Source organism: Thalassotalea psychrophila, assembly GCF_031583595.1.
Lineage (GTDB): Bacteria > Pseudomonadota > Gammaproteobacteria > Enterobacterales > Alteromonadaceae > Thalassotalea_A > Thalassotalea_A psychrophila.
This window is the reverse complement of record NZ_CP134145.1, coordinates 1,695,844-1,720,219: the sequence shown is the minus strand read 5'-3', so window position 1 is coordinate 1,720,219 and position 24,376 is coordinate 1,695,844. Positions and strand designations below refer to the sequence as shown.

Genomic DNA, 24,376 nt, shown 5'->3' with positions numbered 1-24,376 from the left:
GTTGTTAGTCTCTTAGTGATGCGTCAAGTTCGCTTTTTAATGCATCGACCACAGTATTTACGACTTCAGAGATATCCTTGTCTTCAAGTGTTCTCTCGTTATCTTGCAATGTTAATGCTATTGCAAGGCTCTTAAAACCGGGTTCGATACCTTTACCTTGGTATACATCAAATAATTCTAGGCTAACTAAATGATTTGTGCCAACCTTTTCAATGAGTTGTAGCACTTTTTTTGCATTTATTTCATTTTTAACCACTACAGCTATGTCTCGGCGGTTCGCAGGGAACTTAGAAATAGCACCTGCTTGCGGTATTTTTTGCTCCAAAATTTCACTTTGTAATAATTCAAAAGCTAATGTACGACTATTTAGCCCAAGCTTACGTTCAAGCTCTGGATGAATAGTTCCAACATAACCAACTAGAACATCACCACGGTATATTGCCGCAGTTTGTCCTGGATGTAATGCTGGAATGTCAGCTGTTTTAAACTCATATGCCTTGGCATTAGCAGTTAAAGAAAGCAACGCTTCAACATCACCTTTTGCATCAAAGAAATCTACTGCTGCTTTTTCAAGGTTCCAATGTTCGCCAGTTTTAAGACCGGTAATTACACCTGAAATCATTGCTTCTTGACGAACTCCATTTTCAGCATCAGAGTCTGGAACAAAACGTAAACCACATTCAAATAAACGTACACGACTTTGTTGACGGTTTTGGTTGTTTACAACTGATTGAATTAAACCAGTCCATAAACTTAAACGCATTACCGACATTTCAGAAGAAATAGGATGCGGTAACACCATGACCTCTTCTTCAGGGTGCAATAACGATTGTACCTTTGGATCAACAAATGAATAAGTAATTGCTTCTTGGTAACCACGAGTTACTAAGGTATTACGGAATTTAGCAATATTCAGCTTAGCTTCTTTATGGCTACGCATTGTAAGCTTAGCCTTAGGAGATACATTCGGAATATTGTTGTAACCGTATACGCGGGCAACTTCTTCGGTTAAATCTTCTTCAATTGAAATATCAAAACGATACGCTGGTACAGTAGCTGTCCAAACACCATCATTAAATTCAACTGTTAAACCTAAACGAGTTAAAATTTCAGTAACTTGCTCAGTTTCAATGTGAATACCAATTCGAGAATCTAACTTATTACGGCGTAAAGTAACCACGCGCGGTGCTGGAATATGCTCTTCGCTGATACCTTCAACAACAGGACCGGCGGCACCACCAACAATATCTAATAATAATGCTGTTGCACGTTCAATAGCTTGACGTTGCAACTGTGGGTCAACACCACGTTCATAACGATGAGAAGCATCTGTGTGTAAGCCGTATTGACGCGCTTTGCCTAAAATTGCTAGCGGCGCAAAGAACGCACTTTCTAATAAGATATCAGTCGTTGTTTCAGTTACACCTGAATCTTGACCACCAAAAATACCAGCCATTGCTAACGCTTTAGAGTTATCGGCAATGACCAGTGTTTCTTTTGATAGCTTAACGTCGTTGCCATCTAAAAGTGTTAACTCTTCATTTTCATTAGCAAAACGAACATTAATTGCGCCGTCTATTTTAGCTAAATCAAATGCGTGCATAGGATGACCAAGCTCTAACAAAACAAAGTTGGTTACATCAACCACAGGATCAATAGAACGCACGCCACAACGACGTAATTTTTCAATCATCCAAAGTGGTGTTGTTGCTTGTGCATCAATATTTTTAATAACACGAGCTAAGTAACGTGGACATGCTTGCCCTGCTACAATGTTTACTTCTAATGCATCGGTAATTGTTGCTGGTTGTTCAGTAATTTCAACTTCAGTAACGGCAATATTGTTCAATACGCCTACTTCGCGAGCAATACCTTTAATGCCTAAACAGTCACCACGGTTAGCGGTTAAATCTACATCGATAGTTACATCGTTTAAGTTCAAGTATTCACGAATACAAGTACCAATTGGCGCATCAGTTGGTAATTCAAGAATACCCTCTGAACTTTCTGCTAAACCAATTTCTGACTCACTACAAAGCATGCCGTATGATGGCGCGCCGCGTAATTTAGCTTTTTTAATTTTAAAGTTACCAGGAAGTACTGCACCAACTTTTGCAACAGCTACTTTAAGGCCCAAACGACAGTTTTTAGCACCACAGACGATATCAACAACTTCATCACCAACATTTACTTTGGTTACTTGTAGTTTGTCGGCATCTGGATGTTGCCCGCATTCGATCACTTCACCAACAACAACATTGGTAAATTCACCCGCAACAGGATCTACGCCGTCTACTTCTAGACCAGCCATGGTGATTTGATGAGTTAACTCATCGACAGATATCGCAGGATTTACCCACTCACGTAACCAAGATTCACTAAATTTCATTTTATGGCTTTCCTACTTGAACTGTTTTAAGAAGCGAAGATCATTTTCAAAGAATGAACGTAAGTCATTAACGCCGTAACGTAGCATGCTTAATCGCTCAACTCCCATACCAAAAGCAAAACCGGTATAAACTTCAGGGTCTATTCCAACACTGCGTAAAACATTAGGGTGAACCATGCCACAACCTAATACTTCTAACCATTTACCGTTTTTTCCCATAACATCAACTTCAGCTGAAGGCTCTGTGAATGGGAAATATGATGGACGGAAACGTATTTCAAGATCTTCTTCAAAGAAGTTATGTAAGAAGTCATGCAAAATACCCTTTAAATGAGTAAAGCTAACGTCTTTATCAACCATTAAACCTTCCACTTGGTGGAACATTGGCGTGTGCGTTTGGTCATAATCATTTCGGTATACACGACCTGGAGAGATAATTCGTAATGGTGGCTTTTCAGTTTCCATCGTACGAATTTGTACACCTGAAGTTTGTGTACGTAACACTAACTTAGGGTTAAAATAAAACGTATCGTGATCAGCACGCGCGGGGTGATGATCTGGAATATTTAACGAATCAAAGTTATGGAAGTCATCTTCAATTTCAGGACCGGCTTTAACTTCAAAACCTAACTCACCAAAAAAGCTTTCAATACGTTCGATTGTGCGCGTTACCGGATGTAAGCCACCGTGTTCGATAGTATTACCAGGAAGAGTAACATCAATAGATTCCGCAGCTAGTTTTTGTTTGATTTGTTCAGCGCGTAACTGCTCACCTTTTAAGTGAATAGCTTTTTGTACTTGCTGTTTAGCCACGTTAATTAACTGACCCGCTTTAGGACGTTCTTCGGCACTTAATTTACCTAAGCCTTTTAATTGCTCAGTTAACTTGCCTTTTTTACCTAAAAACTCAACCCTAATTTGGTCAAGTGCAACTGGATCTGCTGCGCTTGCTACGGCTTGTTCTGCCTGCAAGATAATGTCATCTAAATTCATGTTCCCTCGCGCGAGTTATTTATCGCTGTTGAGTATTAGTTGTGGACACAAATGTCCTAAAATAGAAAAGCGGTAATTTTACACGAAAATTACCGCTAACATAGAAAAAATAAGCATTTTTTTGTTATTTTTTACGTTTTTTATGCCTGAGCCCTATCATCTAAATAAAACCGACTCTTTATTAAACCAATAAACACAAAAAAGTATTGAAATAAACGCGAAAACTCCGGTTGAGGCAAATATTGGAATTAGCAAACTATATTCCAGAGTGCCTTTGAGTAACTCCTTAATAGCTAACGCTACATTAGATATTGGCACTAATGCCCAAGTTGCATTTAGACTAATGCCCGGGGTCATACCAACAATGACCGGAAAGATCACAAATATTGACATGGGTCCCATATAATTTTGTGCTTCTTTATAACTGCTAGCATAAATTGATATTGCCAATAACGTGGCGGAAAATATTGCGGCAACAGGAGCCAACAAGAGTACAATCAAGGAATATTCAAACCACCCTACCGATGACAATATTTCAGAAACTTCTTTTACATCAAAAACTTGCCCTACAATAAAAGTCCAGAATACCATACTAAAAATGGTGATCATTGCCGTCATAATCGCGGTAGTAAAAATACATAAAAACTTACCTATCACCAGTGCAAACCTTGACACCGGAGTTAGCAATAGTGTCTCTATTGTGCCCCGTTCTTTTTCACCTGCGCCTAAATCAATAGCCGGATACATTGCACCAGTAAGGCATAATGGAATAAGTAAATAAGGAATAAAACCACCTAACTGTTCGCCAAAGCTTTCACGTTCATCGGCAGTATCAATTTCTTCAATTTCTATCGGTTTTTTGAATACCTCAAATTGTGACTCATCAAAACCTAAGTTAACCAACATTTCTTTTTGCAAAGTTTCACTAAAAGTAGCTAGCGCTTCTTCAACTTTACGTTTAGTTCCGCCAATGAGGTTGGAGCCATTGAAGTAAATTTTCCATACAGAAGGCTCTGAATTAGTGAGTTGTGCTCTAAAGTCTTTGTTTAGCACAATAACTAGATCTAACTCATCAGCTTTTATTTTGTTAATAATGTCTTCTTCATTTTCAACTTCAATTTTCATTGATTTGAAATCATTATGATAAAACAAAGATGTGGCAAACTCTGGTGCAACACTCTCATTAACTAATACATAGCGAATGACTTTTTCTTGTTCAGTAATTGCCGCCTTCGTACCTAAAAAGCCCATGACACCAAAGACAACGGGGAAAATAACCATAGGCAACGCGATGATAAAAAATAGCGTTTTTTTATCTCGTAACAACTCGATTAATTCTTTTATAAACACTTGCCACATATTATTGTGCTCCCTTTAATACATTCATAAAGGCTTTACGTAAATCAAGCTCGCGAGATTGCTGTTGAAAATCACCAACACTGCCATCAAAACAACTAATCCCCTGATAAATTACAGAAACCCTATCGGCAAGTAACGCGACTTCATCTAAATGATGGGTTGAAAAAATAACAGCTGTGCCCTGCTCTTTGGTTAATTGCACAAATTCCATAATTGTTTCTGTGGCCATTATGTCGAGGCCGGTGGTTGGCTCATCAAGTACAAGTACTTCTGGTTTATGAATAACGGCTCGAGCAATAGACACCTTTTGCTGCATACCAGTAGATAGGTGCTCAACCCTTCGGTCTAAATAACTGGTTATGGCCAAGCTTTGATAAATTTCATCAGCTTCATTTTTCAAAAATTCGTCTGTTACACCATGCAGCCTTGCAAAAAACTCGATATTTTCTCTAGCAGTTAGGCGTCCGTACAAGCCTGTTTTACCAGATAAAAAGCCAATTTTTTGTTTAGCGACCTTTGGTGATTTAACCACATCTACATCATTGACAATAATAGCGCCAGAATCCGGTTTTAGTGCCGTAGACAAGATCCTTAAGGCAGTTGTTTTACCCGCGCCATTTGGTCCTAATAAGCCTAATACTTCTCCTTTGTCACAATGAAAACTAACATCTCTTAATGCGTGAAACTGACTACCTTGCTCTCGGGGATCTTGTTTGTGGCTATTTGATTTTTTTTTATGAGCTTTTATTGGAAATGCTTTACTCAGATTTTCAACTGATATCATTTAAATCCCTTTGGATTGACAGAAATGGAGAATAGAGTTTTTCATTAAGTGTAACGGTCATTTATGACAAAGCAATAAAACAAACATAAATTGAGCAACATAAATTAACTCTTTGTAACAACTTCTTTATTTTGGCCTTAACAACGGGTAGATTACATCATCTTAATATAATAAGAGTTATATCCTTATGAATACAAAATCTAAATTAATTAGCCTTTTCAGTGCATTGACTGTGACAGTTACCAGTGCAGTAAGCGCTGAAACGTTCGAACAGGCATATCACAATATTTCTGCAGAGAAATTACATCAACATGTAAAGGTTATCGCTTCTGATGAATTTGAAGGCCGCTTACCTACTACTAACGGTGAGAAGAAGGTTCTCGACTACCTAACTACACAGTTTAAAAATAGCGGTTGGCAACCTGGTAATAACGGCAGTTTTTTACAAGCCGTTGAGCTATCTGAAATAACGGCTGGTGATGACACAACCCTTTCAATAAAGGGTCAGGGAAAAACCAATGAGTTAAATTATTTAACCGAAATGGTATTAGGCACATCTCGTGTTAGTGAGTTAGAAACTATTACAGATTCAGAAATTGTTTTTGTCGGTTATGGTATCAATGCTCCTGAGTATAAGTGGAATGATTATGAAGGCGTTGATGTAAAAGGAAAAACAGTAGTAATGCTGGTTAACGATCCTGGCTTTGCGTCAGAAATTCCAAGCCTATTTACTGGTTCGGCAATGACATACTATGGTCGTTGGACTTATAAATATGAAGAAGCAAGCCGACAAGGTGCTGCAGCAGCCATTATTATTCATGAAACCGCGCCTGCGTCTTACGGTTGGTCTGTAGTGAAAAATGGCTGGTCTGGTCCGCAATATAAATTATTTGCCGAAGATGGCAATAAAAGTAGAGTGCAAATTGAAGGTTGGTTAACCACCCAAAGTACTAAAGAATTATTTAGCCAAGCAGGTTTAGATTTTAACACCTATAAAAATAAAGCCATGCTTGGACCAATTAACAAATCATTAGGTTTAACCGCGACAGCTTCAGTAAAAAGTACTATTAAGCGCTCTACATCACATAACTTTATTGCAACGTTACCGGGTAGTGAAACTCCAGATGAGCAATTACTATTAACCGGCCATTGGGACCATATGGGTAGTGATGACAATTTAGCAGGCGACAAGGTATACAATGGTGCTCATGATAACGCTACAGGTATTGCCGGTATCATTGAAATAGCAAGAGCTCTTGGCAGTTTAGATAAAGCGCCAAGACGCTCAGTTACCGTAATAGCGACAACAGCTGAAGAGCAAGGATTATTAGGCTCTAAATATTATGCTGAAAACCCAGTTTACCCATTAGCAAAAACAGTTGGCGTACTAAACTTAGATAGCTTGAATATTTTAGGTAAAACCAAAGATTTAGTGGTCAATGGCTTAGGTAAATCAGAAATGGAAAATTACCTTAAAGTTGCAGCTAAAAAGCAAAATAGAGTGTTAGTAAAAGAAACCAATCCAGCAGCGGGTAGTTATTACCGTTCAGATCATTTCAATTTTGCTAAAGTGGGTGTACCTTCGTTATACGCAGGTGGCGGCGGTAATCCAGTAGACGCAAAAACTGCAGAATATCGTAAGAAAACATTACCAAAAATGCGCAGTTGTTATCACCAATTGTGTGATGAATATAATCCTGAGTGGGATTTCTCTGGCGCAAGACAAGATCTACAAGTTACCTTTGATGTACTTTATCAAGTTGCAGACTCAAAAGATTGGCCGCAATGGTCTAAAAACAGTGAATTTCAACGTAAATAGGTGACCGTAGGTAATGCAAAAGTAAAAATTTGAATAAATATTCTAATTTAGACGAAATTGCTATTGATTTTTATCAACAAATATTAGATTCTCAGGGGCCGCTGTGTGAAAATCACTGCGGCCTTTTATTTATACTAATGCTCAACTAAGCCCGTATAAGCTATTGTTGTCGCCTTGAAGTTTTTATAAAGGTTTATTATTTCGATTTTGATTATTTAAGGAAGCATATTTTATGTGTTCAATTTTTTGTATTCTGGACATCAAGTCAGATGCCAGCGCGTTACGAGGACAAGCCATAGAGCATTCTCGTTTATTAAGACACCGAGGACCCGATTGGTCTGGAGTTTATTCAAATGACAATGCTATTTTAGTGCACGAGCGCTTAGCGATTGTTGATACCGAAAATGGCGCACAACCTTTATACAATCAAAATCGAAATAATGTGTTAGCTGTTAATGGCGAGATCTACAATCATAAGAACCTTGAAGCTAACTTAAATGTTGATTACGCATTTCAAACTAAATCAGATTGTGAAGTGATTTTACCTTTATACGAAGAATTCGGTGTTAATTTCATTGATAAACTACAAGGTATGTTTGCTTTTTGTTTATACAATGAAACGAGTAATAGCTACTTAATTGCTCGTGATCATATGGGAATTATTCCTTTGTACATGGGCCATGATGAACATGGTAACTTTGTTGTAGCGTCAGAAATGAAAGCGTTGATGCCTATTTGTAAAACAGTAAGTGAGTTTCCTCCGGGGCACTACTTAGACAGCAATGATGGTGAAATCAAACAGTACTACAAACGTGACTGGACTGAATTTGATGCAATCAAAGATAACACCACTGATATTGCTGAATTAAGAACATCGTTAGAAGACTCTGTTAAAGCTCATTTAATGACAGACGTACCTTACGGTGTATTATTGTCAGGTGGTTTAGATTCTTCATTAATATCATCAATTACACAAAAATTTGCCGCTCGACGTATTGAAGAAAATGACCTTTCTGAAGCATGGTGGCCAAAGGTTCATTCATTTGCATGTGGTTTAGAAGGTAGCCCTGATTTAATTGCTGCACAAAAAGTAGCAGATTCAATTGGTACTATTCATCATAGTATTACTTTTACCGTACAAGATGGTATTGATGCGTTAAAAGAAGTGATTTATCACATTGAAACCTACGACGTAACCACAATTCGCGCATCAACACCTATGTGCTTAATGGCGCGTAAAATAAAAGCAATGGGCATTAAAATGGTGTTGTCAGGTGAAGGCGCCGACGAGATCTTTGGTGGTTACTTATACTTCCATAAAGCACCAAATGCACAAGAATTCCATGAAGAATTAGTTCGCAAATTAGATAAACTACATATGTTTGACTGTTTACGTGCCAACAAGTCTATGTCGGCTTGGGGTATTGAAGCTCGAGTACCATTTTTAGATAAAGAGTTCATGGATGTTGCGATGCGCATTAATCCAGAAGACAAAATGTGTAAAGATGGCAAGATCGAAAAGCACGTCCTGCGTGAAGCGTTTGAAGGTTATTTACCAGAAGAGATTTTATGGCGTCAAAAAGAGCAATTCTCTGATGGTGTTGGTTACTCTTGGATTGATAGTTTAAAAGAACATGTTGAAGAACAAGTATCTGATAAGCAATTGGCTAATGCAGAGTTTAAATTTCCACACAACACACCAGATACAAAAGAGGCATACTTCTACCGCACTATTTTTGAAGAACACTTTCCTCTAGCATCTGCTGCTGAATGTGTACCAGGTGGTAAATCAGTGGCTTGTTCGACTGAAACAGCGCTTGCTTGGGATGAAAGCTTTAAAAATATGGCTGATCCTTCTGGCCGTGCTGTACAAGCGGTGCATAACGAAAGTTACTAGTAGCACATTCAACAGGCTCATTTTAAAAAGGCTATAGATGATATCTATAGCCTTTTTTACGTCCGAATGAATTCGGACCAACCATGGAAATTAACCGGATATAAACGCTGGTTGGCGTGAATTTATTCGCGCGTAATGGCGAAGCCAAAGGTGAATAGCTTAAGCAAAATTTCCAGCAGGAACATTGTCAGGAGTTGCTGTTAAGTTAGTAATGTACTGATGCAAGTATTCAGAATCTTTCCCTACTCCACCTAGAGTCGCAGAACCTCGAGTATGCATCCAAGGTAAACCGATAAAATATAATCCTTGCACGGCAGATACGCCGCGATAATTTTCAGGGTAACCTTGCTCATCAAGCTTTACATTACCTAACCAAGAAAAATCTGGCTTGTACCCTGTTGCCCAAACAATGTTTTTTATACTGTGCACTTCTGTATCACTAAACGTGATTGAATTAGACGTAGCAGCAACGGTTCGGCCAACTTGCTTAATATTACTTTTTTTGAGTAGTTTTTTAACATTTGTGCCAATAACTGGTTGCATGCGTTTAGCAATTTGTTTGCCTAAATATGAGTATTTCGACAAAGATAAAACACCGATATTTTTAAGCCACCACCATAACGTTTTGCCTAAAAATGACTGTGGCAATGACGCTAAGCTATTTATGCCAGAGCTGTAGCAAGTACGATCAGTCTCAGAAATTTCAGCTAAAATTTGTACAGCAGAGTCTCCGCCTCCCACAACTAACGTGTCCCCTTGTTGTAATTGCTTAGGGCCCTTGTAGGCTGAACTATGTAATTGGGTAATACCAGCGTCGATATTAGCTGCACAATCAGGAATAAAAGGCGTATGAAATGGACCTGTAGCGACAACTACATTTTTACAATGCAGCTCGCCCATAGAAGTATCTAGAGTATAGGTTTGGTTATTTTTATGTAATGCTTGAACGGTCGTTTTAAGCTGTATAGGTAGCTTAAACTTTGATACATAATTAGTTAAATAAGCGGCAACATCAACTTTCGTTGGATATTCATTAGGGCCTTGATAAGGAAGACCTGGAAGACCGTTATACTGCTTTGGCGTAAATAACGTTAAAGAATCCCAACGATTTAACCAAGCGCTGCCAATTTCGTTACCACTGTCGACAATTAAAAAACTAACATCTAGTTTTTTTAATTGATAACCCATAGCTAACCCTGCTTGGCTACCACCTACCACAATATAATCGTACATACTTTACCGTTTATTAAGAATTCGAGCGCATGCTAACAAATTTGGCGCTAAATTTGCATTATTTTGATAAATTAACACAACAAAGCGTGCCTTGAAATCTGTACACTAGACGTAAATAGGTTTTTATTTTCTACTGTTATAGGCTTTTTTACCGTTAATGTAGTAATGTAAATTTATAAATTTAACTCTTGAACCTTGGAAATTATTTTGACAAATTTTGCTTTTAAAATATCCGCGCTAGCTTTCAGCCTATCTAGCTTACTAGCGTGTTCCGAACCGACAAAAAATGAAACAAAAATGGTTCTGGATGGAGCACAAATCGCGCAAAAGTATATAATTATAGATGGTCATATTGACGTCCCCTACCGACTGGAAGAGCAATGGGCTGATGTTACTAAAGCCACTGATGGCGGAGATTTTGATTACCCAAGAGCAAAATCCGGCGGCTTAAACGCGCCATTTATGTCTATTTATATTCCGCCTGCTTTTGAACTTAGTGGTGGATCTAAACAAGTCGCCGACAAATTAATTGATTCGGTTGAGTCTATTGTAAACAGTGCACCTGAAAAATTTGCAATAGCTACCAGCGTAAGCGATGTAAAAAAACACTTTCAGCAAGGCTTAATATCACTGCCTATGGGTATGGAAAACGGCAGCCCAATAGAAGGTAAAATTGAAAATTTAAAACATTTCTATGACCGTGGTGTGCGCTACATAACCTTGACCCATTCAAAAACGAACCATATATCAGATTCATCATATGATCCCCTACGCCCAGCGAGCGGCCTTACTAACTTTGGAAAAAGTTTAGTAAAAGAGATGAACTACATTGGTATGATGATAGATGTATCACATATCTCTGATGATGCATTTTATCAAGTCATGAGTATATCTAAAGCTCCTGTTATTGCATCTCATTCCTCTGCGCGAAAATTCACTCCTGGTTTTGAACGAAATATGAGTGATGATATGTTGCTGAAGTTAAAAGAAAACGGTGGTGTAATTCAAATAAACTTTGGCTCTTCATTTATTTCGCAAGCGGCCATAGAGCACAAAGACGCTTATAAATTAAAGTTGAATGAGTTTATGGCGCAAAATACGGTTACACCTAACAGCGATGAAGTAAAAGCATTTAGACAAGAATACCTAGTTAACACGCCCTTTCCATTTGCTTCAACTGATGATGTTCTCGACCATTTTGACCATGTAGTTAACCTTATCGGTATTGATCATGTAGGGATTGGCTCAGATTACGACGGTGTTGGGGACAGCTTACCAACTGGTTTAAAAGATGTATCTAGCTACCCTAACCTGATAGATGGTTTATTAAAACGAGGTTACAGTGAGAAGGATATAGAAAAAATCCTTTCAGGCAATGTATTTAGGGTTTGGCAAATGGTTGAAGATTTTTCTAATAACTATAGTAATTAACAACTCGCTAGGTATTTTCCATGAAAAATGTATTTTTTATGTCCTCTTGGGTTTTAAAGCCAGTAAGAAATCTACTGCAAGAGCATCAGATAGATATTAAACAGACATTTGACAAAGCTATGTTTCCCAAATCAGCCATATCAAAAGATGATGCTGTGATCAGTTGGGCTTGTATTCGCCGAATGTTTAGAATTATTGAAGAAGAAATTGGCATTGTTGATTTTGGTTTTGACTTAATAACTAAAGTTAAAATCCATCACATTAGCCATTATCTAAACTATATTGCAGCCAGCAGTGCTACGGTTGAAGATGCGTTAAAAGGTTTTATTGAACTTAATAACGATTCAGCCAATAACGCTGAAATGTATTATGAAAAGTCTCCATCTGGTCTTTGGTTTTGTTTTAGTCAACGTCAATATTCTGATACCCAATTTCATACATTTGAACAAATGTTTATCGCAACCTTCATCGAAATTGTTCGTTATTATACTGCCAGTGAATGGCTTCCAAAAGAGGTTGGACTAACCTCAGACATTCCTAGTTTGCTTAAGCATGACTATGTTAGCAAGGCACAGTTGTATTTAAATCACAGCAGTAACCGGATACTTGTAGAACAAGATGTATTAAACAAGGCTCCTAATGCGACAGGTATAAAGCGTTCTGATTTACCTGTTTATCGCGATGATATTATTGGCGAGCTTACCCTGGTCTTAACCCCATACTTACAGGACTTTATACCTACCCTGCCACAAGCGGCATTGATCACAGGTGTAAGTGAGCGCAGCTTACAACGCTATTTACATGATAGAGGACTTACATACCGAAAATTAATTGAGTTATTACGTATAAACATGGCGAAGCAACTGCTTAAAGAAAGCCGCTATACAATTTCAATGATTGCCGAGAACTTGCATTATAGCCACTATAATAATTTTAGCCGTGCCTTTCGCGCTGCAACCTCAATGTCACCAAGCCAATATAGAAAACAGCATAGCTAAATTCTAATTAACAGGTTGCTTTCTCACTCCATTTAGCCCACACACAACAAAATGACCTGCATTTTCAACGATTTGATATTAAAGAATGTTATGGTATGCAATCGCATGTAATGGCGTTAAATGATATACATTTACAATTTCATATCTCTATAATCCCTGCAATTAATTTGTCTAGCAGACATGTTCCAAGGAAATAAAGATGAAACTTGTAAATAAAATTACTGCAATCGCATTAGTAGCGGCTTTAACTTCAATACCGGCATTGGCTTCTGATGAAAAATCAGCTGATGAAATGGCAAAAGAGTTAGCTAATCCAAACAACCCAAATGCAACATTAAACTTTAAATACCAATATCAGGAAATGAAAACAGGGCAAGCAAATCAAACTATTGTTTTCCAACCATCTATGCCATTTACATTAGATAACGGCGATATGATGTTTTTCCGTCCGGCAATCCCATTAATGGTTGACCTGCATACAGGCCTTGATGGTAATGGCAACTGGCAATCTGAAACTGGTATTGGTGACATAAGTTTCGATTTAATGTACGGCGGTGCAACTAAAACAGGCATGATTTGGGGGGCAGGTGCGCTTACCTCATTGCCCACTGGTGATAAAGATTTAGGTATGGGAGAAACCACAGCTTTCGGTCCTGAGTTTATTGTAGCTCAACTAGGTAAAACGTCTGTTTTGGGTGTTCACTCTTCGCACGTATGGGATGTAAGTGGTGATATCGATGTAAGTCGCACGAATACCAAGGTGATTGCTGTCTACCTTCCTGGAGGTGGTTACAATATTGGTACAAGTCCTGATATTGCCTATGATCACGTAGCAGACCAATGGACAATTCCAGTGAACCTTTCTGTAGGTAAAACCGTAATGCTGAACGATCGCGCTTGGAAATTCAGCGTTGGTATCAACTACTATGTTGAACACAACGAAGAGTTTGGCCCAGATTGGATGATTGAATTTACCGTAGGCCCGGTTGTAGAAAATGTAATTAATAATTGGTTTTAATTATTGTTCTATACCTGAAATGTTTATAGATTTACAAAGGGACGATGTTCGTCCCTTTTCCATGTATTACCATGTAATAAAACGCTTTTAAATTTTGGTTTATTTGTTTAAATATATTAAAACTAGTTAACTCTACTCTAACCACACTCAAGCCTGAAAACATAAAATTACAATTATTTAACATATAAATCAACAACCTGTAAAAAATTGTCTTGGCGTAAAATGATATGGAACTTGTCTATTTTTACAACTAAGATACGCCCAATTAATAAATTAGATAAGTTTACAGGTAACCCCTATGCAAATGAACAAACTATTAACTGCAGCAACATTGGTTGCTTTAATTGCCAGTGGCAATACAATTGCTAAAGAAGTAAGTGCTGATGAAGCGGCAAAAGAGCTCGCTAACCCAAATACTGCAATGGCAAGTATGACATTTAAAAATCAATATAAATCCTATGATGATGGCAGCGAAGTTAAACTGACGTTATTCCAACCGTCTTTACCGTTTACAATGGACAGTGGCGATAAAGTTATTTTTCGGCCTGCAGTTCCAATTATTCATGATAATCGTTCTGATGAATCTGGAATTGGTGATATTGGTTTCGATTTAGTGTTCGCTCCAAAGCAAGAAGACCCAACGTCTCTAATGGCTTTCGGTATGGTTGGTTCTTTACCAACAGGCAGCTCTGATGTTGGTGGTGGTGAAGTAACAGCTGTTGGTCCTGCATTATTTTTAGGTAAATTTAAAGCAGATGGTACGGGCTTAATCGGTGCATATACGTCTCACCTTGAAAGTATCGATGAAGGTGAGTTAGGTAACGCCGGTAAAATGAGCGTAACATCTTCACAATTAATGTGGATAAACATTGAGCAAGGTGGTTGGACTTGGGGCTCTGCACCAAAAGTTGAATATAATCACGAGATTGAAGATGACAAATTAACATTACCAGTTAACTTTACGGTCAGTAAAACCACGATTTTAGGTGGTCGTGCTTGGAAGTTTGGTATGGACTTTGATTATTATGTAGAAAAGAATGATCTTTACACTCCTGATTACATGATCACGTTTTCAATCACGCCAGTTGTTGAAAACGTAATTAACACCTGGATACATAATTAAACTTGTATGGTTATTACAAACTTAATCAGCTGAAGTGAGTCAATTACCAGCCATCCATGGCAAATTGACATTCCTTCATCCCTGAAGTAAAAAAAGGCAGAGTTAAATAGTTATTAACTCTGCCTTTTTTATATTTGTGACATTTTCGAACGGCTAGTCTATTTTATTAAACTGTAAATCCCAAACACCGTGACCTAAATTTTGACCGCGATTTTCAAATTTAGTTAATGGGCGTGAATCAGGGCGTGGCACATAATCTTGAGTGTCAGACAAGTTATTAAACCCAGGAGCCGTTTTCATGTCTTCTAACATACATTCAGCGTAGTTCTCCCAATCTGTTGCCATATGGAATACACCGTCAACTTTTAACGCACCACGAATGCTTTCAATAAACTCAGGTTTTACAATGCGGCGTTTATGATGCTTAGCTTTATGCCAAGGATCCGGGAAAAATAATTGCACTGTATCAACAATGCCTTTTGGAATACACTCGGCTAATATTTCGATTGCATCATGCTCATACACTTTTAAGTTTGTTACGCCTTCAGCCTCGGCTTCGGCTATACACGCACCAACACCTGGACGATGTACTTCAATTCCAATAAAGTTTTGCTCTGGTGCTGCTTTGGCCATGGCAACTAAAGACTTGCCCATACCAAAGCCAATTTCCAAGGTAATAGGATTATTATTACCAAATAATGTTTCAACATCTATTATGCCGTCGCTATGGTTTAAGCCCATAGTATCCCACAGAGTGTCTAATGCACGAGCTTGGGCTTTCGTTAATCGACCTTCACGCTTAACAAAACTGCGCACTTTACGAATGTATTTACCTTCCGCTTCTGCTTGCTCAATGGTTTTGTGCTGTTGTTTAGGCTGGTTGTCGTTTGGCGTATCGTTGCTCATAGAGTTACTCATAAAATCGTTTAGTTTGGTCGAAAAATGCTTCATACCGAAGATAAGGTCGCGGATAATACCACGTTCATTAATTGCTTAGCAATTCTAGCTATGGAATCGTAGAGGAAAAAAAAGGACTTATAAAAGTCCTTTTTAATACTTAATGGAAACTAGGCCCACCAAACATCATATAGTTCAGATACTGTTACTGATTTAGCGCCAGCATTAGTTAACCATGCTTCAACGGCTTTGCGATTTTCTTCAGTACACTTACCAAGCTTTTGAGTACATACCAAGCCATGCCAAATTAAATCACCTTCGCCACCAAAACCTAAACCGTTTGGCTCAATAACTTCGTCAAAGAATTTATCCATAAATTCATCAATCGTTTCATCAGTAGTGCCTTCAGCAAATTGCCAAGCTAAGTCAAAGCCTAACTCTTGAAACTCATCAACTCGCATTTTTTTACGTAAACGACGGCTACGATTACTTACTTTCTCTGTCATGATAAACCTTAATAAATGTAGAAATAAAATTCAGTAATTCCTTATTTCAAATTAAATAATAGGAATAATGTACTGTATGGGGCGAAGAATAGTGCTAAATGAATAAATTGCCAAGTATTATTAGTCACATTTGCAAATATATTTGTCGTGGATCAACGCATGTAAAAGCGCTACACTCGCGGTTAGAGCAATATAATAACAATAATGATCATCATGTCTTTTAGCGAAAACGTATTAACTTGGTTTGCAAGCCAAGGCCGCAAACACTTACCTTGGCAGCAAAGTAAAACTCCTTATAGTGTTTGGATTTCAGAAGTAATGCTCCAACAAACTCAAGTGGCTACTGTTATCCCCTTTTACCAACGATTTATGAGTAGTTTTCCTGCTATTTCAGATCTAGCCAATGCTGATGAAGACTTGGTATTGCACCACTGGACAGGACTTGGTTATTACGCACGAGCTCGTAACCTACATAAAGCAGCAAAAATAATTCGTGATGATTATAATGGTATATTCCCTGATAACATTGATGACGTTATTGCCTTACCTGGAATTGGCAGAAGCACCGCTGGCGCAATATTATCTCTGGCGCTTAATCAGCACCACCCTATTCTTGATGGTAATGTTAAACGAGTATTAGCTCGCTACCATATGGTATCCGGATACCCTGGGCAAAGTTCCTTTGATAAGCAGCTGTGGCTGTTATCAGAAAAACTGACTCCGGAGCAAGGCGTTGCTAATTTTAATCAAGCAATGATGGATTTAGGCGCTATGCGCTGTACACGCAGCAGACCAAGTTGCACTGAATGCCCACTAAAAGCAAACTGCCAAGCATTTTTCCATGAAAAACAAGCTGAATTTCCGGGTAAAAAACCTAAAAAAGAAAAGCCAGTTAAGCAAACAATCATGGTGATATTTACCAATGAAGATTCGGTATTAATGTATAAACGCCCACCAACCGGTATTTGGGGTGGTTTATGGAGCTTTTTTGAAATACAAGACATCAATCAATTAGCCGATCTTACAACTGAACTAGGCTTTAGCATAACCAGCCAAACTGAACTAAATGGTTTTAGGCATACCTTTTCCCATTTTCACTTAGATATTAAGCCTCTAAAAGTGGTAATTGGGAATATTAATGACAATGCAAATAACATAATTATTAATGAAAATGATCAACAGCTTTGGTACCATCTGCAACGCGGAGCAAATGTAGGATTAGCCGCATCAAGTAAAACGTTATTATCATTAATCAATGAAAGTATTATTGAACAATCAATCAAAGAGAAGCAATTATGAGCCGTAAAGTATTCTGTCAGCATTTCAATAAAGAAGATGATGGTTTAGATTTTCAATTTTACCCAGGTGATATTGGAAAAAACATTTTCGATAACATTGGTAAAGAAGCTTGGGGATTGTGGCAAAAGAAACAAACCATGCTGATTAATGAACATAAGCTATCAATGATGAATCCTGAAGATAGAAGTTTTTTAGAAACAACTATGGTTGCCTATTTATTTGAAGGTAAAGAGCCAGAGATTGAAGGTTATACTCCAGAGAAAAAATAAGCTTTGTAAAAAAAACGCTAATTAATCGTCTTATTTTGGTCAATAAACCACTAGATTGAATTAAAAATAGCCAAACAAACATTTATTTGAAAAAAGTAGTTGACTGAATAACAGAAAAACAGTCTAATAGCGCCCGTCTTCAAGGCAAAGCCAAAAGCTTAGTCAACGAAGCGCCCCGATAGCTCAGTTGGTAGAGCAGCGGATTGAAAATCCGCGTGTCCCTGGTTCAAATCCGGGTCGGGGCACCATTAATTTCAGAGACAATGATTTATTGTTGTTTCGGTGCCAAGATACGATAACTCAAGTTTTAGATTTGGTTTGAATATCGCACACAGTTTTGTGTGCCGACTTAGCTCAGTTGGTAGAGCAACTGACTTGTAATCAGTAGGTCGCCAGTTCGACTCCGGCAGTCGGCACCATTCATATCAAAGCCCTAACATTTGTTAGGGCTTTTTTATTTGTCTAAAATAATTATATGAACAGGCCTACTGATTGAATCAGTATCCAGTATAAGAGCGGCAGTTCGACTCCGGCAGTCGGCACCATTCATATCAAAGCCCTAACATTTGCTAGGGCTTTTTTATTTGTCTAAAATAATTATATGAACAGGCCTACTGATTGAATCAGTATCCAGTATAAGAGCGGCAGTTCGACTCCGGCAGTCGGCACCATTCATTAAGAAACCTTAGTTTAAACGCTAAGGTTTTTTTTCGTCTGCAATAAAGTCGAACAAAAATAGTTCGGTTCAATCCCCAGGCACTCATCACCATTCATTAAGAAACCTTAGTTTAAACGCTAAGGTTTTTTTTCGTCTGCAATAAAGTCGAACAAAAATAGTTCGGCTCAATCCCCAGGCACTCATCACCATTCATAACCAAGCCTCAACAGAAATGTTGAGGCTTTTTTATTTGTCTAAAATAATTATATGAACAGGCCTACTGATTGAATCAGTAGCCAGTATAAGAGCGGCAGTTCGACTCAATCCCTAGGCACGACTGCATGGATGCAGGAGGTAGAGCGACGCAGGATGCCAAAGCCGAGTCGGAACCATTTACAACAAGCCCTAGCTAGAGTACTAATTTTACCTAGGGTAAATGAATTTATCGATTAGTAAAAAACTTATTCTTAAATTTGAACAAGCCTCAATATGTCTTATAAGTCAGCAGTACCGCCTTGAAATTGTTTATTTTTAACTCTGCGGTAACATAAGTATATATTTTGTGTGTGCTATATTGAGTTATAAGTATTAAATATGATGCTACTACTAGAGGTTGTAATAAACGAGTGACATTTTCCATTAAATATGGCGTTGCTATCATGTCTATAGGAGAACCATGATATGAGTGACAATGAATCAGGTAAATTAATCAGTAAAAGAGAACAACGTCACCATTCTCTGTTTTCTGAATTGCCGCTTGGAGTTATTGAGCAAGATTGGTCAATGATTAAAAAGAAAATTGATAAATTAAATGCTGAAGAAATTGAAAATTTACCTCTGTATTTTAAAAATAACCCACTTTTTTTACGCAGCCTAGTAGATTCAATCAAAATTAACTGTGTTAATGATAGTATTCTGAAAATATACGGTGCGAATTCCGAGGCTGAATTTCTTAAGGCGGAGGAAAATGCTGAAGGTTGGTGGGATGAAGAATGGGAAAATCTTTACGCATCTGAGATTTCAGCTCTCGCCAGTACTAATAAGATTAACTATCAAGAACTCAAAGAAAGTCGCATGGATGGTTCTATATTTGATGTACGTCTGATCACCCGTCTTGTCAGTGGTGATGAGGATACTTGGCAGAGAATTCTTACGATTGTTGAGGATGTAACCGAACGTAAAACCTATGAAGCCGAATTAATCAAAGCTCATCAAAAATTAAAAGACAAGCAAAGGCAACTGGTGCATTCCGAAAAATTAGCTTCTGTTGGTCTGTTAGCCGCGGGTGTGGCGCATGAAATTAATAACCCTAACGGATTTGTTAAAAGTAATTTAGAAGCATTAGCCGATTACAAAAACAGCATTAACGCCGTTTTTCAAGTGTACTCCGAATTAGAACAAGCGCTTATGCTACATCAGGAAATACTAAATGAGTCAGAGATAGGTGAATTATTAAATAATGTTTTGGAAATAAAGCAGCAACAGCATCTGGATTATATATTGTCGGATATACCCAAGTTGCTAGATGATTCTATTAATGGCACTGTCCGAATTCAAAAAATAGTGATGGATCTTAAACAATTTTCCCGGGTTGATGATACGGGACTAAAATGGGTCGATTTGAATGAAGAAGTAATAGAAACTGCACTTCGTATAGTGTGGAGCGAGTTGAAGTACAAATGTAAGTTGAACAAATCATTGGCTCCATTGCCAAAGTATAAGTGTCGTCCTGGTGAATTAGGGCAAGTTATCATGAACCTTTTGCTTAATGCTGGTCACGCGATAGGCGTTAAAGGTGAAGTGAGTTTAACAAGTGAAATAACCGATATGGCAATTAATATAAGCGTTGCGGATACAGGCTTAGGTATTACTGAAGACGATATATTGAAGATATTCGATCCATTTTATACATCTAAAGAAATTGGCAAAGGCATCGGTTTGGGATTATCTATTTCTCAAAGCATTGTTGAAAAACATGGAGGCACCATATCAGTCGATAGTGATGTAAATAAAGGCACGGTTTTCACCGTTTCTTTACCCTTAGATTAATATGAGCAATATTTTATATGTACCCACTTAAAATTATTCAAACAACTACTGTAAAGTTTCACCAGTAAGCTAACTCCGCAGAGGAAAATAATTGCAGAAAACTTGATATTGAAACCACAGATGTCGAAAGGCATTGTGAATATCGTTTTTCAGGAAAAATTGAGACTTAACTTGAAGTCCATCTTCCAAAGGGATTTACATGAGTGTTCAATCAAACAAATAATTTAGTGCAACTTCTCAATGTCGAATTCTTTTTATGGTTTTATGTTCGCAAAAGTCACTCAAGGCTGTGTAAACGAAGTTACAGGTTTACAAACAATAGCGAAATAGCACATATGTTACATTTAAATTACAAAAATACGCATACTTAAACTCACCTGTTACTTATTGATATTTATCATAAATTATAAAGCATTGAGTTCAAAACCAGTTATCAATATTAAGTCGTATTGTATTTGGCTTGTTGGCTTATTTTAAAAAATGTATTCTCGATTTATATATTTAAGTCTACCCTTAAAGCTTATGAATAATATTCAAAATAATACCGAATACAACACACAGAAAAAATCTAAAAACATTATGCAAGGTTTTGTAGTCGTTACCCTATTTTTATTTTGCATTGGTTTTGTTGCTTGGTGGAGTTTAAGTAATTTATTTACATCAATTGATCGTTATGCAAAAGCGGGACAACTTCTAATCACCCTCGACCAAGCTCGATTACACGAATTAACCTTTACCCGAGATAACTCCTCTATCGAAGCAGAAAAATCAAGAGAAACAATTAACCAGTCTCTACGATTAGTTAATGATTTTCATGTTCAAGACCTTGCTTATGGTGATGAAACGGCAAAACTAGTTAATTGGATAGAACAATATCAAAAAGGCTTCGAAAGTTATGTAGCCCTTAATAAGAATAAAACTCATAGCAGAGAAATGATGGTTGAACAAGCCAGAAAAGCCTCTCTAAGCGCTGAATCGATTCAGAATTTACAGTCTAAATACATAAATTTAGATAAAGATTCAATATCAATAAACCGCAAAAAAATGAAAGAAATCACTAAAAATGCATCGCTGTCTTATGAATTATCTTTATCAATTAGTGCGATTAAAAATTATGGCAAAGAATATTTACTATTTAGAAATCAAAGTAACTATGAACAGTTAATTGTCGAATTAGGAAAATTAAACAGTAATATATTAAAGTTATCTAGCAGTATTAAAAACGAAAGAAGTTTAAGTCTACTAACTCGTTTACAAAAAGCCAAAGAGAAATACCGCCTATCTTTACAAGACTTACTTGCGTTAAAAAATGAAAAAGAAATATTTGCCGAACACCCCATTGTCCTTAATTTATCTAAGAAGGCCGACGCCCTAACACAATTATCTTTTGATTTACGTAATAACGAAATGTTAGTGCTAGAAAGTATTCAACAACAAGTCAGTGATATTGAAGAGTTAATGGCGAAACGATTAGCTTTGTCTGAAGAAGTAACCGGCTTTTCACAAACAATAAGCTTTGCTCGACAACTAGATCGTGACTTTGCACTAGCCCCAACTTTGGAGGTTAAAAAGTCTTACGCTGTACAAGTAAAACTAGCATTGAACACTTCACTTTTAGATATTCAAAAAATTCAAAGTATGTTAATTGAAGACGATGAAAAACAAATATTTTTATCCGTATACACCAATGTAAAATCTTACTTAGAAAACTTTAATACAGTTGTTGCTGTTGTATCTGAATTAGATGATATTGCTTCTAATATGGTTAAATCTGCAGAAAACGCAGGTAATACTTTGCTTGAAATCAGAGGGCAGCGATTTGAAGAGATGGCAGAAGAAAGAAGAGTAGCAAATTATATGATGTACGCTGGAATTCTATTTTTTATCGCTATAACACTATTAATATTTTTAATACGTAAATCACAGCTAGCATTAATTCATTTAACATCGATTTCAAGTCAAGCGCATACCGAAGCACAAAAGGCTAATCAAGCAAAATCACAATTTCTAGCGAATATGAGTCATGAAATTAGAACACCAATGAACGCCATAATAGGTATGAGCCATTTAGCGTTAGACAGTGGGCTTGATAAGCAACAACGCAATTATATAACCAAGGTCAACTATTCAGCGAAATCTCTTTTAAATATTATCAATGACATTTTAGATTTTTCAAAAATAGAAGCAGATAAAATAAAAATAGAATCTATCGACTTTTCATTAACTCAAGTACTAGATGATGTCGCTAACCTAGTGAAAATTGATACAGAAGAAAAAGGGATCGAATTAAAGATTAGTGTTGAAAATAACGTACCTCAACAGTTAATTGGTGATCCATTACGATTAAAGCAAATATTATTAAACTTGAGCAGTAATGCCATCAAATTTAGTGAACAGGGAGAAGTTGCAATTAATATTAACTTATCTCATCAAACTGAAGATAACGTCGAACTCGAGTTTAACATTGTAGATAATGGCATTGGTATGAGTGCCCAACAATTAAACAAATTATTTCAATCGTTCTCCCAAGCTGATATGTCTACAACTCGTCGCTATGGTGGCACTGGACTGGGTCTTGCTATCTCTAAACGACTCGTCGAACTTATGGGGGGAGATGTTTCGGTGTCTAGCACCGTAAATCACGGTTCAACCTTTACGTTCACTTTACAGCTAAAGAAAAGCTTAATATCAGAGACCGATTTTAAACGAATTTCGTTATCAAAAGAGTCAACAGAAAAAAATAATAAAGCCGCGGTGGATAAACTGCTAAATGCTAATATTTTATTGGTAGAAGATAATCTACTTAACCAAGAACTTGCAAAAGATATATTACAGCGTCATCGGATAAATGTTGATATTGCCAATAATGGTATTGAGGCTGTGAACATGATCAAAGAGAAAATTTATGACGGGGTATTAATGGATTGTCAGATGCCTGTTCTGGATGGTTATCAAGCAACTAAAATTATCAGAGAACAACCAGAATTTTCACAACTTCCTATTATTGCCATGACCGCTAATGCAATGGTCGGCGAAAAAGAGAAAGTCATCTCTGTAGGAATGAATGATATTATTAATAAGCCCATTGATATACCTGTTATGTTTGAAACTATGGCAAAGTGGATTATTACAGACAACAATATTAATCATTTATCTCTCTCAACAAGTGAGGAAGTTTCAGATAAGCCCCATACATCATTAGAAACAAAACTGGCATCGTTATCTGGAATTGACTTGGCCGCAGCAATAGATATGACAGATGATGTTGATTTTTACTTCGACCTGTTGAATGGCTTTTGTGATGCTTACCCTAGTGTTGATCCTAAGTTATTTTCAATTCCCATAGATTGGACCACTTGCTACGAACATATTCATTCTATTAAAGGCACATCTGGAAATTTATGCCTTACATTTATTTTTAATTGCTGTACAGAGGTCGAAAAATCTTATTATGAAAGAAATGAAAATAGTTTCATTGAATCCATAAACACACTTAAGAATTTATTAGAGGAACTTTCCGTTAAAGTTAGAGAAATAAAATAGTAGCATTATGAGACGTAAATCATCGTCAACAAAATACCGAAGGGACTAATTATTTTTCCATATACGATTAATGATACACTGCATCATTAATCGTATTTTTGATACCAAACG

The 24,376-nt window shown here is 37.1% G+C and carries 17 protein-coding genes and 2 tRNA genes; 12 read left to right on the top strand and 7 right to left on the bottom strand.

Annotated elements, in window-relative coordinates:
- Window positions 1-4 precede the first annotated feature (4 nt).
- The 4 genes from pheT to RGQ13_RS07150 all read right to left on the bottom strand — a co-directional run bounded on the left by pheT (window position 5) and on the right by RGQ13_RS07150 (window position 5,525).
- Window positions 5-2,389, bottom strand: a complete 2,385-nt coding sequence (gene pheT / locus RGQ13_RS07165) for a phenylalanine--tRNA ligase subunit beta (protein WP_348392872.1) — start codon at window positions 2,387-2,389, stop codon at window positions 5-7.
- A 12-nt stretch (window positions 2,390-2,401) separates the two neighbouring features.
- Window positions 2,402-3,382, bottom strand: coding sequence for a phenylalanine--tRNA ligase subunit alpha (gene pheS, locus RGQ13_RS07160; RefSeq protein WP_348392871.1), 981 nt, complete (start codon window positions 3,380-3,382; stop codon window positions 2,402-2,404).
- Between the two features lie 156 nt (window positions 3,383-3,538).
- Entirely contained in the window at window positions 3,539-4,741 is a 1,203-nt protein-coding gene (locus RGQ13_RS07155; RefSeq protein WP_348392870.1) for an ABC transporter permease, read from the bottom strand.
- A 1-nt stretch (window position 4,742) separates the two neighbouring features.
- Window positions 4,743-5,525 (bottom strand): ABC transporter ATP-binding protein, encoded by a 783-nt coding sequence (locus RGQ13_RS07150; protein WP_348392869.1) that lies wholly within the window; start codon window positions 5,523-5,525, stop codon window positions 4,743-4,745.
- Window positions 5,526-5,712: 187 nt separating this feature from the next.
- Here RGQ13_RS07150 and RGQ13_RS07145 point away from each other — a divergent pair, with 187 nt between their 5' ends.
- On the top strand, window positions 5,713-7,344 hold the full coding sequence (locus RGQ13_RS07145; protein WP_348392868.1) for a M28 family metallopeptidase: 1,632 nt from the start codon (window positions 5,713-5,715) through the stop codon (window positions 7,342-7,344).
- Window positions 7,345-7,576: 232 nt separating this feature from the next.
- Window positions 7,577-9,241, top strand: coding sequence for an asparagine synthase B (asnB, locus tag RGQ13_RS07140; RefSeq protein ID WP_348392867.1), 1,665 nt, complete (start codon window positions 7,577-7,579; stop codon window positions 9,239-9,241).
- Window positions 9,242-9,400: 159 nt separating this feature from the next.
- On the opposite strand, the gene RGQ13_RS07135 is transcribed toward asnB, so the two are convergent.
- The gene (locus tag RGQ13_RS07135) at window positions 9,401-10,474 is read right to left on the bottom strand and encodes a flavin-containing monooxygenase (protein WP_348392866.1); all 1,074 of its coding nucleotides are present in this window, start codon (window positions 10,472-10,474) and stop codon (window positions 9,401-9,403) included.
- Between the two features lie 207 nt (window positions 10,475-10,681).
- Between RGQ13_RS07135 and RGQ13_RS07130 the strand changes: the two genes are divergently transcribed.
- The 4 genes from RGQ13_RS07130 to RGQ13_RS07115 all read left to right on the top strand — a co-directional run bounded on the left by RGQ13_RS07130 (window position 10,682) and on the right by RGQ13_RS07115 (window position 15,044).
- Window positions 10,682-11,905, top strand: a complete 1,224-nt coding sequence (locus RGQ13_RS07130) for a dipeptidase (protein WP_348392865.1) — start codon at window positions 10,682-10,684, stop codon at window positions 11,903-11,905.
- Between the two features lie 20 nt (window positions 11,906-11,925).
- A complete protein-coding gene (locus tag RGQ13_RS07125) occupies window positions 11,926-12,903 on the top strand; it encodes a helix-turn-helix domain-containing protein (protein WP_348392864.1) in 978 nt (325 codons plus the stop codon).
- A 199-nt stretch (window positions 12,904-13,102) separates the two neighbouring features.
- Entirely contained in the window at window positions 13,103-13,921 is an 819-nt protein-coding gene (locus tag RGQ13_RS07120; protein WP_348392863.1) for a hypothetical protein, read from the top strand.
- Between the two features lie 298 nt (window positions 13,922-14,219).
- A complete protein-coding gene (locus RGQ13_RS07115; RefSeq protein WP_348392862.1) occupies window positions 14,220-15,044 on the top strand; it encodes a hypothetical protein in 825 nt (274 codons plus the stop codon).
- 153 nt (window positions 15,045-15,197) lie between these two features.
- Here RGQ13_RS07115 and trmB read toward each other — a convergent pair whose 3' ends face one another.
- A complete protein-coding gene (gene trmB, locus RGQ13_RS07110; protein ID WP_348393387.1) occupies window positions 15,198-15,950 on the bottom strand; it encodes a tRNA (guanosine(46)-N7)-methyltransferase TrmB in 753 nt (250 codons plus the stop codon).
- A gap of 161 nt (window positions 15,951-16,111) precedes the next feature.
- The gene (locus tag RGQ13_RS07105; RefSeq protein ID WP_348392861.1) at window positions 16,112-16,447 is read right to left on the bottom strand and encodes a YggL family protein; all 336 of its coding nucleotides are present in this window, start codon (window positions 16,445-16,447) and stop codon (window positions 16,112-16,114) included.
- 213 nt (window positions 16,448-16,660) lie between these two features.
- On the opposite strand from RGQ13_RS07105, the gene mutY reads away from it, so the two are divergent.
- From mutY to RGQ13_RS07075, 6 genes are all read left to right on the top strand, one after another.
- A complete protein-coding gene (mutY, locus tag RGQ13_RS07100) occupies window positions 16,661-17,746 on the top strand; it encodes an A/G-specific adenine glycosylase (RefSeq protein WP_348392860.1) in 1,086 nt (361 codons plus the stop codon).
- Window positions 17,743-18,015, top strand: a complete 273-nt coding sequence (locus RGQ13_RS07095) for an oxidative damage protection protein (RefSeq protein WP_348392859.1) — start codon at window positions 17,743-17,745, stop codon at window positions 18,013-18,015. Before mutY ends, RGQ13_RS07095 begins: the two co-directional genes overlap by 4 nt.
- A 172-nt stretch (window positions 18,016-18,187) precedes the next feature.
- Window positions 18,188-18,263, top strand: a tRNA-Phe gene (locus RGQ13_RS07090).
- Between the two features lie 95 nt (window positions 18,264-18,358).
- Window positions 18,359-18,434, top strand: a tRNA-Thr gene (locus tag RGQ13_RS07085).
- A gap of 920 nt (window positions 18,435-19,354) precedes the next feature.
- Entirely contained in the window at window positions 19,355-20,722 is a 1,368-nt protein-coding gene (locus RGQ13_RS07080) for a sensor histidine kinase (protein WP_348392858.1), read from the top strand.
- 522 nt (window positions 20,723-21,244) lie between these two features.
- On the top strand, window positions 21,245-24,265 hold the full coding sequence (locus RGQ13_RS07075; RefSeq protein ID WP_348392857.1) for a hybrid sensor histidine kinase/response regulator: 3,021 nt from the start codon (window positions 21,245-21,247) through the stop codon (window positions 24,263-24,265).
- Window positions 24,266-24,376: the final 111 nt, after the last annotated feature.

Coding starts and splice junctions, on each gene's coding strand:
- asnB (WP_348392867.1), top strand. CDS start 7,577: ATGTGTTCAATTTTTTGTATTCTGGACATCAAGTCAGATGCCAGCGCG.
- RGQ13_RS07080 (WP_348392858.1), top strand. CDS start 19,355: ATGAGTGACAATGAATCAGGTAAATTAATCAGTAAAAGAGAACAACGT.
- RGQ13_RS07075 (WP_348392857.1), top strand. CDS start 21,245: ATGAATAATATTCAAAATAATACCGAATACAACACACAGAAAAAATCT.
- RGQ13_RS07145 (WP_348392868.1), top strand. CDS start 5,713: ATGAATACAAAATCTAAATTAATTAGCCTTTTCAGTGCATTGACTGTG.
- RGQ13_RS07095 (WP_348392859.1), top strand. CDS start 17,743: ATGAGCCGTAAAGTATTCTGTCAGCATTTCAATAAAGAAGATGATGGT.
- RGQ13_RS07115 (WP_348392862.1), top strand. CDS start 14,220: ATGCAAATGAACAAACTATTAACTGCAGCAACATTGGTTGCTTTAATT.
- RGQ13_RS07155 (WP_348392870.1), bottom strand. CDS start 4,741: ATGTGGCAAGTGTTTATAAAAGAATTAATCGAGTTGTTACGAGATAAA.
- mutY (WP_348392860.1), top strand. CDS start 16,661: ATGTCTTTTAGCGAAAACGTATTAACTTGGTTTGCAAGCCAAGGCCGC.
- RGQ13_RS07125 (WP_348392864.1), top strand. CDS start 11,926: ATGAAAAATGTATTTTTTATGTCCTCTTGGGTTTTAAAGCCAGTAAGA.
- pheS (WP_348392871.1), bottom strand. CDS start 3,382: ATGAATTTAGATGACATTATCTTGCAGGCAGAACAAGCCGTAGCAAGC.
- RGQ13_RS07150 (WP_348392869.1), bottom strand. CDS start 5,525: ATGATATCAGTTGAAAATCTGAGTAAAGCATTTCCAATAAAAGCTCAT.
- trmB (WP_348393387.1), bottom strand. CDS start 15,950: ATGAGCAACGATACGCCAAACGACAACCAGCCTAAACAACAGCACAAA.
- RGQ13_RS07135 (WP_348392866.1), bottom strand. CDS start 10,474: ATGTACGATTATATTGTGGTAGGTGGTAGCCAAGCAGGGTTAGCTATG.
- RGQ13_RS07105 (WP_348392861.1), bottom strand. CDS start 16,447: ATGACAGAGAAAGTAAGTAATCGTAGCCGTCGTTTACGTAAAAAAATG.
- RGQ13_RS07120 (WP_348392863.1), top strand. CDS start 13,103: ATGAAACTTGTAAATAAAATTACTGCAATCGCATTAGTAGCGGCTTTA.
- pheT (WP_348392872.1), bottom strand. CDS start 2,389: ATGAAATTTAGTGAATCTTGGTTACGTGAGTGGGTAAATCCTGCGATA.